This window comes from Neorhizobium puerariae (assembly GCF_042429745.1).
Classification (GTDB): domain Bacteria; phylum Pseudomonadota; class Alphaproteobacteria; order Rhizobiales; family Rhizobiaceae; genus Neorhizobium; species Neorhizobium puerariae.
Genome location: NZ_JBHMAA010000032.1, coordinates 256,737 through 273,692 on the forward strand (window position 1 = coordinate 256,737; position 16,956 = coordinate 273,692).

At 61.6% G+C, this 16,956-nt stretch carries 17 protein-coding genes; 8 read left to right on the forward strand and 9 right to left on the reverse strand.

What is annotated here, in order from left to right; genetic code table 11:
• Positions 1-12 precede the first annotated feature (12 nt).
• Positions 13-321, reverse strand: a complete 309-nt coding sequence (gene clpS / locus ACFFP0_RS25705; RefSeq protein WP_377265065.1) for an ATP-dependent Clp protease adapter ClpS — start codon at positions 319-321, stop codon at positions 13-15.
• Positions 322-503: 182 nt separating this feature from the next.
• On the opposite strand from clpS, the gene ychF reads away from it, so the two are divergent.
• Genes ychF through ACFFP0_RS25720 form a run of 3 tightly spaced genes read left to right on the forward strand, consistent with a single transcriptional unit; the run spans position 504 to position 2,563 of the window.
• On the forward strand, positions 504-1,607 hold the full coding sequence (ychF, locus tag ACFFP0_RS25710) for a redox-regulated ATPase YchF (protein ID WP_377265066.1): 1,104 nt from the start codon (positions 504-506) through the stop codon (positions 1,605-1,607).
• Between the two features lie 21 nt (positions 1,608-1,628).
• Positions 1,629-2,099 carry a MaoC family dehydratase gene (locus ACFFP0_RS25715; protein ID WP_377265067.1) on the forward strand — a complete coding sequence of 157 codons (471 nt, stop codon included), beginning with the start codon at positions 1,629-1,631 and terminating at the stop codon, positions 2,097-2,099.
• Positions 2,096-2,563 carry a MaoC family dehydratase gene (locus ACFFP0_RS25720; protein WP_377265068.1) on the forward strand — a complete coding sequence of 156 codons (468 nt, stop codon included), beginning with the start codon at positions 2,096-2,098 and terminating at the stop codon, positions 2,561-2,563. Before ACFFP0_RS25715 ends, ACFFP0_RS25720 begins: the two co-directional genes overlap by 4 nt.
• 190 nt (positions 2,564-2,753) lie before the next feature.
• Here ACFFP0_RS25720 and ACFFP0_RS25725 read toward each other — a convergent pair whose 3' ends face one another.
• The 4 genes from ACFFP0_RS25725 to petA form a co-directional block, all read right to left on the reverse strand.
• The gene (locus tag ACFFP0_RS25725) at positions 2,754-3,293 is read right to left on the reverse strand and encodes an adenine phosphoribosyltransferase (RefSeq protein ID WP_377265069.1); all 540 of its coding nucleotides are present in this window, start codon (positions 3,291-3,293) and stop codon (positions 2,754-2,756) included.
• Between the two features lie 115 nt (positions 3,294-3,408).
• Positions 3,409-4,293, reverse strand: coding sequence for a cytochrome c1 (locus ACFFP0_RS25730; protein ID WP_377265070.1), 885 nt, complete (start codon positions 4,291-4,293; stop codon positions 3,409-3,411).
• Positions 4,294-4,322: 29 nt separating this feature from the next.
• A complete protein-coding gene (locus tag ACFFP0_RS25735; RefSeq protein ID WP_377265071.1) occupies positions 4,323-5,591 on the reverse strand; it encodes a cytochrome b in 1,269 nt (422 codons plus the stop codon).
• A gap of 14 nt (positions 5,592-5,605) precedes the next feature.
• Positions 5,606-6,184: a ubiquinol-cytochrome c reductase iron-sulfur subunit gene (petA, locus tag ACFFP0_RS25740; protein WP_377265072.1), complete on the reverse strand. Its 579-nt coding sequence runs from the start codon at positions 6,182-6,184 to the stop codon at positions 5,606-5,608.
• Positions 6,185-6,576: 392 nt separating this feature from the next.
• On the opposite strand from petA, the gene ACFFP0_RS25745 reads away from it, so the two are divergent.
• Positions 6,577-7,521: an endonuclease/exonuclease/phosphatase family protein gene (locus ACFFP0_RS25745; RefSeq protein ID WP_377265073.1), complete on the forward strand. Its 945-nt coding sequence runs from the start codon at positions 6,577-6,579 to the stop codon at positions 7,519-7,521.
• Positions 7,522-7,537: 16 nt separating this feature from the next.
• Here ACFFP0_RS25745 and ACFFP0_RS25750 read toward each other — a convergent pair whose 3' ends face one another.
• Positions 7,538-9,400 carry an ABC transporter ATP-binding protein gene (locus tag ACFFP0_RS25750; protein WP_377265074.1) on the reverse strand — a complete coding sequence of 621 codons (1,863 nt, stop codon included), beginning with the start codon at positions 9,398-9,400 and terminating at the stop codon, positions 7,538-7,540.
• Between the two features lie 321 nt (positions 9,401-9,721).
• A complete protein-coding gene (locus tag ACFFP0_RS25755; protein WP_377265075.1) occupies positions 9,722-11,575 on the reverse strand; it encodes an ABC transporter ATP-binding protein in 1,854 nt (617 codons plus the stop codon).
• A gap of 382 nt (positions 11,576-11,957) precedes the next feature.
• Here ACFFP0_RS25755 and ACFFP0_RS25760 point away from each other — a divergent pair, with 382 nt between their 5' ends.
• Both ACFFP0_RS25760 and ACFFP0_RS25765 read left to right on the forward strand, forming a co-directional pair.
• The gene (locus ACFFP0_RS25760; RefSeq protein ID WP_377265076.1) at positions 11,958-12,431 is read left to right on the forward strand and encodes a tRNA (cytidine(34)-2'-O)-methyltransferase; all 474 of its coding nucleotides are present in this window, start codon (positions 11,958-11,960) and stop codon (positions 12,429-12,431) included.
• Positions 12,432-12,570: 139 nt separating this feature from the next.
• Positions 12,571-14,223, forward strand: coding sequence for a Na/Pi cotransporter family protein (locus ACFFP0_RS25765; RefSeq protein ID WP_377265078.1), 1,653 nt, complete (start codon positions 12,571-12,573; stop codon positions 14,221-14,223).
• Between the two features lie 160 nt (positions 14,224-14,383).
• Here ACFFP0_RS25765 and ACFFP0_RS25770 read toward each other — a convergent pair whose 3' ends face one another.
• On the reverse strand, positions 14,384-14,953 hold the full coding sequence (locus ACFFP0_RS25770) for an NADPH-dependent FMN reductase (RefSeq protein ID WP_377265079.1): 570 nt from the start codon (positions 14,951-14,953) through the stop codon (positions 14,384-14,386).
• A gap of 93 nt (positions 14,954-15,046) precedes the next feature.
• Here ACFFP0_RS25770 and soxR point away from each other — a divergent pair, with 93 nt between their 5' ends.
• A complete protein-coding gene (gene soxR / locus ACFFP0_RS25775; protein WP_377265080.1) occupies positions 15,047-15,526 on the forward strand; it encodes a redox-sensitive transcriptional activator SoxR in 480 nt (159 codons plus the stop codon).
• A gap of 85 nt (positions 15,527-15,611) precedes the next feature.
• Here the strand turns inward: soxR and ACFFP0_RS25780 are convergent, their stop codons facing one another.
• Positions 15,612-15,869: a hypothetical protein gene (locus ACFFP0_RS25780; protein WP_377265081.1), complete on the reverse strand. Its 258-nt coding sequence runs from the start codon at positions 15,867-15,869 to the stop codon at positions 15,612-15,614.
• Between the two features lie 177 nt (positions 15,870-16,046).
• On the opposite strand from ACFFP0_RS25780, the gene hemF reads away from it, so the two are divergent.
• Entirely contained in the window at positions 16,047-16,955 is a 909-nt protein-coding gene (gene hemF / locus ACFFP0_RS25785) for an oxygen-dependent coproporphyrinogen oxidase (protein ID WP_377265082.1), read from the forward strand.
• Position 16,956 lies beyond the last annotated feature (1 nt).

The following is a 16,956-nucleotide window of genomic DNA, read 5'->3' on the forward strand; positions in this document are numbered from 1 at the left end:
CGGCGAGCCCGTTTATTCCTCGGGCTCGGTCGTGAACATCAGCGGGAAGCCCGCCTCCTTGGCAAGGTCGACCGCCTCCTTCGCCTTGGTCTCGGCGATGTCCCTGGCGCAGACGACGACCACCGACGTTCCCGTGCGGTGGGCGGTCATCATCACGCGGTAGCCGGTCTCCTCGCTCATGCGGAACACGGCTTTCAGGACCATGATGACGAATTCGCGCGGCGTATAGTCGTCATTCACCAGAATGACCTTGTAGAGCTTCGGCCGCTCCAGCTTCGGCTTGGTGATGGTTTTCGGTTTTAGGGTGATGTCTTCGGCCATCGGCATCTCCTGATGACACGCTCCTCCGTCGGAGGCATGCGCGCTATATCGCACCGCAACCGGAATTTTTCAAGCGACGGTCATGGATTGAATGTTCGACAAAGCTGCGGACCCTTGACCCGGCGAGCCCATTCCCCCATAGCCACAGCAACGAAAGTTTCAAAGATACAGGGTCCGGACCCATGGGTTTCAAATGCGGTATCGTGGGCCTGCCGAATGTCGGCAAGTCCACGCTTTTCAATGCGCTCACCAAGACGGCGGCGGCACAGGCGGCCAACTACCCTTTCTGCACGATCGAGCCGAACACCGGCGAAGTGGCAGTTCCCGACCCGCGCATGCAGAAGCTCGCGTCGGTCGCAGGCTCGAAGGAAATCATCCCGACCCGCATCTCCTTCGTGGACATCGCCGGCCTGGTGCGCGGAGCATCAAAGGGTGAAGGCCTCGGCAACAAGTTCCTCGCCAATATCCGTGAAGTCGATGCGGTGGTGCATGTGCTGCGTTGCTTCGAAGACGACGACATCACCCATGTCGAAGGACGGATCAATCCGGTCGGCGATGCCGACACGATCGAGACCGAACTGATGCTCGCCGACCTGGAGAGCCTCGAACGCCGCGTCGAGCAGACCCGCAAGCGCGCAACCGGCAAGGACAAGGATTCGATCGCCCAGCTTCCGGTGATGGAAGCCGTGATCAAGCTTCTGAACGACGGCAAGCCGGCACGCCTGCTTCTGAAGACGCTCGCAGCGGAAGAGATCGAAATCCTGAAGGGTCTCAACCTTCTGACCTCGCACCCGGTCCTCTATGTCTGCAACGTCGCGGAAGCCGACGCGTCGACCGGCAACAAGCACACGGAAGCCGTCGCCGCCATGGCGAAAGAACAGGGCGCCGAATGCGTGATTATTTCGGCTGCGATCGAATCCGAGGTCGCACAGCTTCCGGAAGAGGAAGCCAGGGAATTCCTGTCGGCCCTCGGGCTTGAGGAAGCGGGCCTCGACCGGCTGATCCGCGCAGGTTACCACCTGCTCGACCTGATCACCTATTTCACCGTCGGCCCGAAGGAAACCCGTGCCTGGACGATCGTGCGCGGCACCAAGGCGCCTGCCGCCGCCGGCGTCATCCATACCGACTTCGAGCGCGGCTTCATCCGTGCATTCACCATCGCCTATGACGACTATATCGCCTATGGCGGCGAAGTCGGCGCCAAGGAGGCCGGCAAGGCGCGCGACGAAGGCAAGGAATATGTCGTTCAAGACGGCGACGTGATCCACTTCCGCTTCAACACCTGATCCTGCAAGCGGAAGGGTCCCATGACCGAGCAACGATATTTCTTCGAGGATTTCACAGCCGGGCGCGTCTTTCCGCTCGCGCCGAAGCAGGTCGTGGCATCGGAGATCGTCGAATTCGCGACCGAGTTCGATCCCCAGCCCATGCATATGAACGAGGAGGCCGGCAAAGCCAGCATTCTCGGCGGGCTGGCCGCCTCGGGCTGGCATACGGCCAGCATGTTCATGCGCATGATGTTCGATGGCTGGCTGTCGCGCTCCTCCTCGGAAGGGTCGCCCGGGATCGAGTTCATGGAATGGAAGAAACCGGTGCTGGCCGGCGATACGCTTTCCGGCCGTTCGACCGTGCTCGAATCCCGCCCGCTTCGCTCGCGCCCCGGCATCGGCATCGTGAGATTCCTGCATGAGGTGGAAAACCAGGATGGCGAAGTGGTCATGCGCGGAGAAAATCCGATCATGATGCGGCTGCGCGACGCCCCGGAGATCATGGCATGAGGTTGGTCGAGCTCTCCCCGCCGGGCAGGAAGATCGTCACCGGGACCCTGCTCTTCACGGCCGAAGACATCATCCGCTTCGCCCGGAAATTCGATCCGCAGCCTTTTCACGTCGATGCGGAAGCGGCAAGGAATTATGTTTTTGGTGGCCTCTGCGCCTCGGGCTGGCACACCTGCGCCGGCTGGATGAAGACCTATCTGGCTTACTGGGCAAGGGAAGTGGCGCGGCTCGAACGCGAGGGCATCGTCGCACCCAAACTGGGGCCGTCCGTGGGTTTCAGGAAGCTGCAATGGCTCAAACCCGTCTATGCGGGCGACAGCATCACCTATTCCGTGGAATTGGTCGAAAGCCGGCCTCTGGCTTCCCGCAAAGGCACATGGATCAACATGACCGTCTGCGACGGCGTGAACCAGCATGGCGATGCGGTCATGCGTTACGAAGGCACGGTGCTGGAGTTCGGGTAAGAACGGGCGTGCCCAGTTTCGGGATTGTCGACAAGGTTCAAGAACCCCTGATCGTCATGCCCGGGCCTGCCCCGAGCATCCGCATCCATTTACGTCTGCAGATCCTCGGTGCGTGGCCGAAGATCGCGCCAGGTAAAAGATAAGCTTTACCGACAATCCGGGAACAGGCGTATCCCGCTGCCTTTCGTTCTCAGTGTCCCTCGAACGCCACCAGCGTTCTGACTTCGACACCCAGCGCCTCCAGTTTCCTGCGCCCGCCAAGATCCGGCAGGTCGATGACGAAACATGCGGACACGATCTCCGCGCCAAGCTGTCTCAACAGCTTCACGGCCCCCTCCGCCGTGCCGCCGGTGGCAATGAGGTCATCGGTCAGGATCACCTTCTCTCCCGGCCTCAATGCATCCACATGCATTTCCATCTCGTCGGTTCCGTATTCGAGGGTGTAGGCCATGCGAACGGTCTCATGCGGCAGTTTGCCCTTCTTGCGGATCGGCACGAAACCAGCCGAAAGCTGGTGCGCCAAGGCGCCGCCCAGGATGAAGCCGCGCGCTTCTATCCCGGCGATCTTCTCGACCCCCTGCCCCACATAGGGCTTCACCAGTTCATCCACGGCCTGCCGGAAGGCAACGGCATCCCCCAGCAACGTCGTGATATCCCGGAAGATGATGCCCGGTTTCGGATAATCCGGGATTGATCGGATGGAAGCGGCAAGATCGGTTTTGAAAGACATGAGGCCCCAGAGAGAATGACAGGACATGGGAGATAGGAGCCTATCAAGTCAGATCCGTTCCCCCAACAAAAAAGGCGGCTCGAGTCCGCCTTTTCCAATCTCCCGAGGCGGAACCTCAGTGTTCCTTGTTGGCGTAGACCGACTTTTTCGTCAGGTAGATCAGGCCGGTGAAGATCACCAGGAAGACCATGACCATGAAGCCGGTGCGCTTGCGATCTTCGAGATGCGGCTCCGCCGTCCACATCAGGAACGCGGAAACGTCCTTGGCGTACTGGTCCACCGTCTGCGGTGCACCGTCCTCATAAGTCACCTGATCATCGCTGATCGGCGGCGCCATGGCCAGCGAGGCGGCAGCGGCGAAATAGGGGTTGTAGTGAGTGCCGGTCGGCACCTCGACCCCGGCCGGCGGCTCGTGATAGCCGGTGATCAGCGAATAGATGTAATCCGGACCACCTTCCTGGTACTGGGTGAAGATATCGAAGATGAACTGCGGGAAACCGCGGGTGACGCCACGCGCCTTGGCGAGCAACGACATGTCCGGCGGGGCGGCGCCATTGTTGGAAGCGGCAGCAGCCTGCTCGTTCGGATAGGGCGACGGGAAGTAGTCCGACGGCACGGCAGTGCGCTCGAACATCTCGCCATCGTCGTTCGGCCCGTCCTGAACCTTGTAGTTGGCGGCGAAGGCTTTCACCTGCGCTTCGGAATAACCGAGGCCTTCCAGGGTCCGGAAGGAAACGAGCCTCATCGAATGGCAGGCGGAACAGACTTCCGTGTAGACCTTCAGGCCACGCTGAACCTGGCCCTTGTCGTAGTGACCGAACGGTCCCGCGAAGCTCCAGTCGACATGCTTCGGATGCTGGATCGGATAATGCGGGGTGCCGCCTTCGGCATGCTCCCCGCCGGCAGGTGCCGCACCGCCGCTTTCCTGCGCCATGGCCGATGCGACACCAAGACCTGCCACGAGGACCAGCGACGCGAGGCTTGCAACAAGCTTTTTCATTTTTCTAAATCCCTCTCGGTCGCGAGCTGTCAAGCGCCGGCTGCGGCGGATTTGCCGTTCTTTTCCAGAACAGCTTCCGTGATGGAGTTCGGAATGCGTCTCGGCGTCTCGAACAGGCCGAGCAGCGGCATGATCACCAGGAAGAAACCGAAGTAGTACAGCGTACCGAGCTGCGACAGGACGACGAAGATACCTTCCGCAGGCTGGGCACCGAGCCAGCCGAGCATGATGGCGTTCGCCACGAAGATCCAGAAGAACAGCTTGTACCATGGGCGGTAGACCGCGGAGCGCACCTTGGAGGTGTCGAGCCAGGGCAGGAAGAACAGGATGATGATGGAGCCGAACATCACCAGAACGCCACCGAGCTTGGAGTCGATCGGGCCGACATTGAAGGTGATGGCGCGCAGCATCGCGTAGAACGGCAGGTAGTACCATTCCGGAACGATATGGGCAGGGGTCTTCAGCGGATTGGCCGGGATGTAGTTGTCCGGATGGCCGAGAAAGTTCGGCATGTAGAAGATGAACCAGGCATAGGCGATCAGGAAGACCGATACGCCGAGCGCATCCTTCAGCGTCGCGTAGGGCGTGAAGGCGACAGTGTCCGTCTTGGTCTTCACTTCGACGCCGGTCGGGTTCGTCTGGCCCGTCACATGCAGTGCCCAGACGTGCAGGACGACGACGCCCGCGATCATGAAGGGCAGCAGGTAATGCAGCGAGAAGAAGCGGTTGAGCGTCGGCTGGTCGACGGCGAAGCCGCCGAGCAGGAACTGCTGAATCCACTCGCCCACCAGCGGGAAGGCCGAGAAGAAGCCGGTGATGACGGTCGCGCCCCAGAAGGACATCTGCCCCCAGGGAAGCACGTAACCCATGAAGCCGGTCGCCATCATCAGCAGGTAGATGACCACGCCGAGAATCCAGAGGATTTCGCGCGGCGCCTTGTAGGAGCCGTAGTAGAGGCCGCGGGCGATGTGGAGATAAACGGCGATGAAGAAGAAGGATGCGCCGTTGGCATGCATGTAGCGCAGCAGCCAGCCATGATTGACGTCGCGCATGATCTTTTCGACCGAGTCGAAAGCGACGCCGGTCGCGGCGGCATAATGCATGGCGAGCACGACGCCGGAGAGAATCTGCACCACCAGCATGACCGACAGCATCGCGCCGAAGGTATATGCGTAGTTCAGATTGCGGGGAACGGGGTAGGAAACGAAACTGTCATGGACCATGCGCGGCAGCGGAAGCCGCGAATCGATCCACTTCTCGATGCCGGTCGACGGCTGGTATGTGGAATGACCGCTCATAGATATGAATCCCCTCACCCGATCGTGATCACTGTGTCGGACGTAAATTTGAAAGTCGGAATGGCGAGATTCTGCGGCGCCGGGCCCTTACGGATACGGCCCGCCGTATCGTAATGCGAGCCATGGCAGGGACAGAACCATCCGCCGAAATCGCCGGACTGGCCGAGCGGAACGCAGCCGAGATGGGTGCAGGAGCCGATCATGACGATCCAGTTTTCCTTGCCCTCGCCGGCCGAGCGGTCGATACCCGTCGCCTCGGCATCGGCCGGAAGGTTGGCGTTGCGGGCGACCGGGTCCTTGAGGTCGCCGAGCGGCACCGCCTTCGCCTCGTCCACTTCCTGCGGCGTGCGGTTGCGGATGAAGACGGGCTTGCCGCGCCACTTCACGGTCAGCGACATGCCGGGCTCGACGGCCCCGACATTCACTTCGATCGAAGCGAGCGCCAGCGTCGACGCATCCGGGCGCATCTGGTCGATGAACGGCCAAGCGACCGATACCGCGCCGACAGCGCCCGCCATGCCAGTCGTCAGGTAAAGGAAATCACGGCGAGTAGGCTCGCCCAGTGTTTCGCTATGTGTGTCGTGCTCGCTCACGGCTCAATCTTCCTTCTCACGCAAGTCGCGAAAACAGCATTGCCCCCAAGGTCGGGCGAATCTCATTTGAACACAATTCGAACACAGATTCCCCGACAATCCGGCGCGTTCTATGCTTGATCGCAAATTATGTCCAGCCTTGGCAAGCCTCCAGGGCCAGTTTGTCGCGGGAAAACGCAAGGCATTCCGGTCATTTGGAACAGATGCCACGGAAAGCGTCGCAGGCGAACCTCAACTCGGCATCTGTCCCCGCAAAATCGGGCGCCGGACCCCAAAAATGCCGGCTATCACGCATCTGTGCGCCGTCGCATCGCGGCGTGCCGCATTGCAACAATCGGGGCTGCATGATAGGCCACGGGCACGAACGTGGCGGCCGCTCCGGATATCCCCGAATGAGACAGACATTATCGGTTGCCATCTGCGTCATCGTGTCGCTTGCGCTTGCCGCGCTGGGCACTCGATATGTCCACCCCCACTGGCTGCTGGCGACGCTTTACAGCCTGCAACTGCATGTGGCGGCCGGCTGCGTGGTCGCCATGCTTGCCGCCCTCGCCATCAAACGGCATTTCCTCATCTGGCTGCTCTTTTCCGCCACCCTGCTCTTCGCCGGCCATGCCATCCTGATGAACCGCGAATTCGCAGCGCCTGCCACCGCGGCGGACGCCTCTTCACCGACGTTCCGGCTGCTGTCCTTCAACATCCTGAGCGACAACTACGAGAACGGGGAGGATATCGCACGCGCCATCCTCTCGACCGACGCCGATCTGGTGAACATCATGGAGGCGGCGCCATTGCGGGTTCATCTGGATGAGCTGGCAAGGGTCTATCCCTACCGGATCGGCTGCGGCATCCTTATCCAGATCTGCGATCAGATGATGCTGTCCAAGGTGCCGATCGAAACACCGACGGTGCGCACGCTCAGCGATATCTTTCCCGACCGCTTCATCCTGGCGAAGGTCACGCTGGCCGGCAGGACCGTCAACTTCGCCGGCATCCACACGACAAAACCCTATTTCGACAGCTTCCACTCGCTTGAACTGACGCGGGCGGCCCTGGCAATCGCCGAAACGACCGGCCCCCTGCTCCTCTCGGGGGATTTCAACGCCTCGAGCCTGGCGCCGAACATGCGCCGCTTCCTGCGCGTGACGGAACTCAGAACCGGGGAGTGGGAGCCGGCCACCTGGCCGATCAAGGCCGGCAGGTTCGGTGTCCCGATCGATCACATCTATGTCCGGGCGCCGCTGAAGATAAAGTCGCTGAAGCGGCTTGCCGATGCGCACGGATCGAACCATTACGGCCTCGTGGCCGAAATCGCCATTACCGGCAGCGGACAATGATTGCTGCCGGGGAATGCTATTGGGCCGCGTCCGCGGCCAGGAAACCGCCGGACTGCCGCGCCCAGAGCTCGGCATAAAGGCCGCCTCGGGCGATCAGCTCACTGTGGGTGCCTTCCTCGATGATCCGGCCCTTGTCCATGACGATAAGCCGGTCGAGCGCGGCGATGGTCGAAAGCCGATGCGCGATCGCCAGGACGGTCTTGCCCTGCATCAACCGCTCCAGGTTGGACTGGATCGCCGCCTCGACCTCTGAATCGAGCGCCGACGTGGCCTCGTCGAGCACCAGGATCGGTGCATCCTTGAGCATCACCCGGGCGATTGCGATGCGCTGGCGCTGACCGCCCGACAGCTTCACGCCCCGTTCACCCACATGCGCGTCCAGGCCCCTGCGGCCACGCTGGTCCTCCAGAATCCGGATGAAAGTATCCGCCTCCGCCTTGCGCGCGGCCTCCAGAAGCTGCTCTTCCGTCGCATCCGGCCTGCCGAACAGGATGTTGTCGCGGATCGAACGGTGCAGCAGCGAGGTGTCCTGCGTCACCATGCCGATCCGGGCCCGAAGGGATTCCTGCGTTACCTTCGAAATGTCCTGCCCGTCTATCCGGATGCGGCCCCCTTCGAGATCGTAGAAACGCAGCAACAGGTTGACGAGCGTCGACTTGCCCGCGCCCGAGCGCCCGATGATGCCGATCTTCTCGCCGGGCCGGATCGTCAGGGAGAGATCGTCGATCACACCCTTGCTCCTGCCGTAGTGGAAGCTGATGTTCTCGAAACGGATTTCCGGCCGCCTGACGACGAGTTCCGTCGCGTCCGGCGAGTCCACCAGCCCGATCGGCTGGGAAATCAGCTCGGCGGCATTCTGCACCGTGCCGAAATTGCGCATGATGCCGTTGAATTGCGTCATCAGCCTTCCGAGCAGGAAGTTGAGGCGGAGGACCAGCGCCAGCGTGAATGCGACGGCACCCGAACTGATCCTGCCGGAAAGCCACAGATGGATGCAGAGCGCCGCCATGCTGGTGATCATCACGCCGGACAGGAGCGCCATCGACGCCCGCACGCCCGTGATGAAGCGCGTGAACATGATGAGCGTATTCTGATAGATTTCGAAGCCCTGCTGCATATAGCGGTCATTGGCTTCGTCGCGGCCGAAGAGGCGCAGCGTCTGGATGTTGCTGTAGGCATCCACCATGCGCCCGCTCAGCATCGAGGCGGCCTCGGCCGTCTCCCGCGAATGATAGCGGATGCGTGGCACGAAATATCGGGCAAGCAGTGAGAAGATGAAGACCCAGAGGCAGACGACCACGGCGAGCCGCCAGTCCAGTCCCCCCACGAGCAGAAGCATCGAGACCGAATAGATGCAGACGAACCAGACGCTTTCCATCAGCGACGTCACCAGGTCGCCGGCCGCCTGGCCGCCGGACCAGACCTTGGTGACGATCCGCCCGGAGAAATCGTTCTGGAAGAATGTCAGGGATTGCCGCGCCACATGCAAATAGGATTGCCAGCGAACGAGATTGTAGAATCCCGGCGTTATGATCTGCTGGTCCGTCAGCGCCGTCAGAAGCGCGATCACAAAGCGCACGCCGGCGATCAGCACGAGCATGCCGAAAAGTTCCGACCCGTGTTGCGCAAGCAATCCCTGCCATCCGTCGCCGGGCTTCACGGTCGCCAGAATATCCACGAGACGGCCCACGAACCAGAACAGCGCAGCCTCGATAGCAGCCGTAAGCCCGCCCAGGACGAGCATGGCGAAGAACGGGGCCCTGGCTTGCGAGACGTAGAACCAGATGAACGCGAAGACGTTCTCAGGCGGCTTGAGATCGTCCCGCCTGTCAAATGGTTTGATCCAGTTCTCGAAAGTGCGGAAGAGCCAGCCAATCATGACACGGATATAGGCGGTTTCCCCCGGTCGGCAAAGCAAAAGCAGGAAGATGACGGTTTACTTTTTCGTAATGTCGGGGCGGAAGCTCATTCGGTCCGCTTGATGGACATAATCAGGATCAATCGCCATGCTTGCGTTGAAGCGGCTGGACGAATTCGCCCTGCGTGAAGTCCGTCGCCTTCTGATCGACGGCTATGAACGACGATATGAATCCAGGACGACGTAATCTTCTTGCTGCGTATCTGGCACAGGCGCGAAAACCGACCCTGACACCTTCTCGCGACAGATCCACCCAGGAGCCTCCGAAGCGGCGGCGGAGCGTCACTCCGCCGCCGCTTCCTCCACAGCCTCATGGCCGATGAAACCGCCGGACTGGCGGTTCCAGAGATCGGCGTAGATGCCCCCGCCCGCCACGAGTTCCCGGTGCGTGCCGGCCTCGATGATCCGGCCGCGGTCGAGCACGATCAACCGGTCCATCTCGGTGAGCGTCGACAGCCGGTGCGCGATGGCGATCACCGTCTTGCCCTGCATCAGCGCGAAGAGGTTTTCCTGGATCGCCGCTTCCACTTCGGAGTCGAGCGCCGAGGTCGCCTCGTCGAGCACGAGGATCGGCGCGTTTTTCAGGAAGACGCGGGCGATCGCGATGCGCTGCCTCTGGCCGCCGGAAAGCTTCACGCCGCGTTCGCCCACATGCGCATCGAGACCCTTGCGTTCCTGCATGTCGGCGAGGCCTTCGATGAAGTCCCAGGCGTTCGCCCGCTTCGCCGCCTCGATGATTTCCGCATCGCTCGCCTCCGGCTTGCCATAGGCGATGTTGTCGCGGATCGAACGGTGCAGCAGTGACGTATCCTGCGTCACCACGCCGATGAGCGAGCGCAGGCTGTCCTGCGTCACGGTCGAAATATCCTGCCCGTCGATGGTGATGCGCCCGCCTTCCAGATCGTAGAAACGCAGCAGCAGGTTCATCAGCGTCGTCTTGCCGGCGCCGGAGCGACCGACAAGACCGACCTTCTGGCCGGCGGGAATATCGAGGCTGAGACCTTCGATGACACCTTTCGCCTTGCCATAATGGAAGCGAATGTTCTCGTAGCGGATATGCCCCTCTTTCGCGGCAAGCCTGCCGGCATCCCCCCGATCGACAACGTCGTGCGGTTTGGTCATCATCGACATCCCGTCATAAACCGTGCCGATGTTCTCGAACAGCGCCGAGACTTCCCACATGATCCATTGCGACATGCCGTTGATACGCATGGCAAGGCCGATGGCGATGGCGATGGCGCCGATCGAGATGGCGCTGTCGAGCCAGAACCAGATCGACAGACCGCCGACGACGAAGAGAGCCGCGCAGTTGTAGAAATAGACCAGCACCTGGAACATCGTCACCTTGCGCATCTGCGCATGAACGGTCTTGAGGAAGACGTCCATCGCGTCGCGCGCGTAAGCCTCTTCCCTGCCCGCATGCGAGAAGAGCTTCACCGTCGCGATGTTCGTGTAGCTGTCCACCACGCGGCCGGTCATCATCGAGCGGGCATCGGCCTGCTCCGAGGAAATCTTGCGCAGGCGCGGCACGTAATAGGCGACGGTCGCCGAATAGACGACGATCCAGACGACGAGCGGCACGGCAAGACGCAGGTCGGCCGCAGCCACCACCGCCACCATCGAGATGAAGTACGTGAAGACGTAGACGAAGACGTCGAGCACCTTCATGACCGTCTCGCGGATGGCGAGCGATGTCTGCATGACCTTGGTCGAGACCCGGCCGGCAAATTCGTTGGCGAAGAACGTCATCGAGTGCCGAAGCAGGAAGCGATGCATCTGCCAGCGGGCGATCATGGGGAAATTGCCCATCAGGATCTGATGCATGATGAACGCGTTGAGGGTCGCCACCGCCGGCAGGCCAATCAGCACCACGAGGGCCATCAGGACAAGCTTCGGCCCCTCCGTCTGGAGGAAGGTCGCCCGGTCGGCATGGCTCAGCCAGTCGACGATGTCACCCAGGAACTGGAAAAGCGCCACTTCCCCGATCGCAATGAGCGTCGTGCAGACCGACATGACGACAAGCCACGGCCAGACGGGCCGGGTATAATGCCACAGAAAGGCCAAAAGGCCCGATGGGGGCAGCGCGGGCGCTTCATCCGGGTAGGGATTGATACGCCGTTCGAACCACGAGAACATGAAATAGCTCCGTCAATCGGACGGCCGTCCTGCCCTGCGATACACGTCGGGCGTTGAATGGACGGCAGAAATTCAAGATATGGCGGCCGCAGACCGGCCGCGTAATGGATTGGAAAGGGAAGAGTTTGCGTGAAACCGCGAAACGCCTAGGCCAGAATAGAGATATTCCGGCTGCGGAGGCGCGAGAGCACGGTCATATCCATGTAGGCCTCCTTGAATTGGCGTTGTAATGCATGGACCTTGTAGCCGCTTCATCGAAAATTGAAAAGGGCAAATCGACCTGAAAACCGATCCGGGATTTTCCTGTTGCCCTATCGTCACAGCCATCGCGGGTGGTCGAAAAGGCTTGAGACTTCCGCCTCGTTTCCCGTAAGGAACCGCCATGAGCGACATTTCCCCCAGGCTCCGCATCGCCCTCTACCAGCCCGATATTCCCGGCAATACCGGGACGATCCTGCGCCTTGCCGCCTGCCTCGGCCTCGGTGTCGAGATCATCGAGCCCGCGGGCTTCGACATCTCGGACCGCAACCTGAGGCGCTCCGGCATGGATTATCTGGCGAGCGTGACGCTTACCCGCCATGTCAACTGGCAGCGCTTCGACGAATGGCGACGGGGAAACGGCCGGCGCATCGTGCTCGCTTCCACCGGGGCCGCCCTGCCCTATACGCGTTTCGAGTTCCAGCCGGACGACATCCTGCTTTTCGGCCGAGAAAGCGCCGGCGTGCCCGACCACGTCCATGAAATGGCCGATGCGCGCATCCTCATTCCCATGGTCGAGGGCCAGCGCTCGATCAATGTCGCCATGTCCGCGGCGATGATCGCCGGCGAAGCGCTCCGGCAAACGTGTTGGAACTAGTTCCATACGCCTCTTGTTGGATTCTGTTGCAAACAGCTCTGTGCACGCGCGTGCAAACGGCCTATATTCATTAGCCGGCAACTGAAAACCGTCGCTCATTTGCAATGATTCCAATGGCTTCTCGGCGAGGAGATTCCGAATGCAATCCACTATCGTCATCATCAACCTCCTCGGCGCCGTCGCCCTGCTGCTGTTCGGCCTCGCACAGGTGAAGGATGGCGTGACCCGGGCTTTCGGGGTACGGCTCAGGAGCGGGCTCGCCACCGGCACCCGCAGCGGCGCGCGTTCCTTCGTCTCGGGCCTTTTGGCGACCATCGCGCTACAAAGCTCCACGGCAACCGCACTGACCGTCGCCTCCTTCGCCGAGCGCAACCTGATCCGCCCGCGCATGGCGCAGATCGTCCTGCTCGGCGCCAATGTCGGGACGGCGATCACCGCCTGGCTGGTCGCGACCGGCATCGAATGGCTCTCGCCGCTGATCATCCTCATCGGTCTCATCCTCCTTCGCGGCCGTTCCAGCCCGCGTCAGGGCGCCGGAACCGCGCTGATCGGCGTCGGCCTCATGCTTTTGTCGCTGCACCTGCTCGGCCTTGCGACGGAGCCGATGCGCCAGTCGCCGGCGCTCGCCGCCTTCATCGGACTGCTCGACAATGCCTGGCCGGTGGCGCTCATTCTCTCCGCGACCCTGGCTTTCGTTTCCTCTTCCAGCCTGGCGATGATCGTGCTGATCCTGTCCCTCTCCTCGACGGGCATCCTTTCGACCGGCCTCATCATCGTGCTGGTCCTCGGCGCCAATCTCGGCGGCGCGATACCACCCGTCATCGCGACGCTTTCCGGACCGGCCGCTGCAAGACGCATAACGCTCGGCAACCTGATCGTCCGCGGCATCGGCTGCGCGATCGCCCTGCCGCTGGCCGGCTTTGGCGCGGACATCATGCAGACGCTGCCGCTTTCGCCCGGAAAGCTGCCGGTCGATGCGCATCTCGCGTTCAACATCCTGCTGGCGATGGCAGCCTGGCCTTTTTCAGGCCTGTTGTCGGACCTCGCGACACGGATCGTCCCCGCCGATCCGGAAATCGAAGACGGCCCGCGCTTTCTCGACCCGCAGGCCCTCGAAAGCCCTGTCATGGCACTCGCCAACGCAACCCGCGAGGTGCTTGGCGTCGGGGATGCGATCGAGCGCATGCTGATCCGCGCCGAAAACGCCTTCAAGCACAACGACCTTGAGCCGCTTTCCGAAATTGCCGCGCTGGAAAAACGCGTCGACCGCCTGCAGCAGGACGTGAAGATCTATCTCTCGAAGCTCGGCCGCGAGGGTCTCGACGACGAGAATGCGCGGCGCTCGATCGTCATCATCGACTATGCCATCAACCTCGAGCATATCGGCGACATCATCGAGAAGGGCATCTGCGAGCAGGTGCGCAAGAAGATCACGAACAGCCTGAAATTTTCCGACGACGGATACGACGAGCTGAAGGATCTCTTCAACCTGACGATCGACAACCTGCGCACCGCGCAGACCATTTTCGTGACGGGCGATTTCAACCTCGCCCGCCACCTCATGGAGATCAAGGTCGACGTACGCCGGCTGGAGAAACGCTCCGCCGAGCGCCACCTGGAGCGCCTGCGCGATGGCCGGATGGAAAGCCTCCAGACCAGTTCGCTGCATCTCGACATGCTGCGCGACCTGAAGCGCATCAATGCCCATATCGTCTCGGTCGCCCACCCGATCCTCGACGACAGCGGCGTACTCATCGAAAGCCGCCTTCGCTACGCCGAGCCAGGGGCCTGACGCCTCACAGCTCATGTGCCTCTCTCCGACCCGTGTCCGAAACCGTGGTGCAAACCGCACGGCCAGATGATGGTCGGCACGCAGACCGGAAGCGGGATCGCATCGGGCCGAACGTAGAGGCGACCGGCGCCGCCGAGGGTGTCTTCGCGCGGGGCAAGCATCATGCGATCTCCTCGAGAACCACGGTTTCCCGTCCCGCCTTGAGCGTCACCGCCCACCAGGAGAGCTGCTTTGCAAGGCGTTCGAGCTGGCGCAACGTCCGCCCGGGATCGCGCAGATTGCCGTTTTCGTCAAAACGCTCCACGGCATGGGTGAAGCTGACCGTCTCGCGGATGGTCGCCGCGCCAAGTTCGGCGAAAACCTGCCGCAGCTGCTCGATTGCGCGCAGGCCACCGGAAATGCCGCCATAGGAAACGAAAGCGATCGGCTTTCCCCACCATGGCCGGTAAAAGCTGTCGATCAGCTCTTTCAGCGCCGCCGTATAGCCATGATTGTATTCCGGCGTCACGATGAGAAACGCATCGGCACGGGCGAGATTGCGGGCAATGCGGTTCTCCGCCTCCGCCCTCACGATACGGGATTCCGCTATGAGATCCGCCGGGTCGACAATCAGGATGTCGGCAGCGAGCATGTTCGGCAGGTGGGTCAGAAGCCAATCGACGACTGTATCGCAGAAACGGCCTTCGCGCGCGCTGCCATAAATCAGCGCCAGAGTGAATTTTGCCTGCATCGGACAGGGCTCCCAAAGTTCTTGATCGAGTGGTTTTCGCATCGGGGAGCCTCTGCTATAAAACCTCAAGCAATATTGAGGTCAATAGCAGTGATGAAGAAAAATCCGGATGGGCGCATTCCCCTCGAACTGACCGTCGGCGAGGTCGCAAAACGCAGCGGCGTCGCGGTCTCGACGCTGCATTTCTATGAAACCAAGGGACTGATCAAAAGCTGGCGCAATCGCGGCAACCAGCGGCGTTATCCGCGTGCCGTGCTGCGACGCGTCGCGGTGATCAAGGTGGCGCAGAAGACGGGCATTCCACTGGCCGATATCGGCTCGGCGCTTTCCGTCCTGCCGCACGACCGGCCGTTGACCGCCAGGGACTGGCAGCGTCTTTCCGAAATCTGGAAGCAGCAGCTCGACGAGCGCATCGCGAGCCTCACGGCATTGCGCGACCAGCTGACCGGCTGCATCGGCTGCGGCTGCCTTTCGATGCAGGACTGTCCGCTGAGAAACCCCCATGACGTCCTTGGCGAAAAAGGCGCCGGCCCCCTCCTTCTGGAGGGAGACGAACCCGGAAAGACCGATTGAATGTATTCTCCGAAGATGATGAAAACGTCCGCGCCCGAATCCAGGCCCAAATCCGGCCGGCTCCCGTCAGGACGGAGGTTTCCGATCAATCCGCGCTCGGCAGCCGCCGCATGGTGAACTCGATCTTGTCACCGTCGAGCTGACGCCAGCTTTCCACCTCGGTCCAATAGGCGGCCTTCGGAAATGCGTCGAACCATTCGCGCGCCTTCTGCCGGGCCTCGTCCCTTGACAGGAGAAAGGTCTCCCGCACGAACATTCCGGAATGCTCGCCACCCTTTTCTTTCCGGTGGCGTTCGATCCTGCGCTTCAGCCCGTCGAGCGGCGGGGGTGTGAATTTTGCCATGAAAGCCTCTGATCCGCACCTATCCAAGGATCAAGATAATGTTTAGGGACATGCTTTGCGAGTCTCATTTTCCACCCGCGACCGACGACGGAATGGTTCGCACAAAAGTCATAGCTGCTAATGCCCGACCAGGGAGATGCGCGAATCGCCAGGGGGATGGCGAAAGGGGTCTAGGATATGGAACGACCGGTATTGCCCAAGGGGCTGCCCGAAGACATCGAAGAGAAGAAGGCGACGGCCAGGGCCTGGTTCGAAAGCCTGCGCGATACGATCTGCGCTTCCTTCGAAGCGCTGGAAGACGAGCTTGCCGGCCCCCTTTCGGACCTGGCCCCGGGCCGTTTCCAGAAGAAGGACTGGCTGCGCGAGAGCGGCGGCGGCGGCCGAATGTCCATGATGGAAGGCCGCGTCTTCGAGAAGGTCGGCGTCCATACCTCCACGGTCCATGGCGAATTCTCTCCGGACTTCCGCGGCCAGATACCCGGCGCCGAAGAGGACCCGAGCTTCTGGGCGTCTGGCATTTCGCTGATCGCCCATCCGGTCAATCCGAACGTCCCGACCGTGCACATGAACACGCGCATGGTGGTCACGTCCAGCCAGTGGTTCGGTGGAGGCGCCGACCTGACGCCGATGCTCGACCGGCGCCGCAACCAGACCGATCCGGACAGCACCCTTTTCCATCGTGTGATGGAGATCACCTGCGCCCGTCATGCGGCTATCGCCGACTACGGGCGCTACAAGACCTGGTGTGACGACTATTTCTTCCTGAAACACCGCAACGAGCCGCGCGGCATCGGCGGCATCTTCTTCGACTGGCTGCATTCCGACGAGGAAAAAGGTGGCTGGGACGCGGATTTCGCTTTCGTGCAGGATGTCGGCCGCGCCTTCAATCTCGTCTACCCGAAGATCGTGCGCGCCAACTTCAACCAGCCCTGGACGGAAGAGGATCGCGACGAGCAGCTTGTCCGCCGCGGCCGCTATGTGGAGTTCAACCTGCTCTACGACCGCGGCACGATTTTCGGATTGAAGACGGGCGGAAATGTCGAGTCCATCCTCTCTTCACTCCCTCCGGTTGTAAGATGGCCCTAGA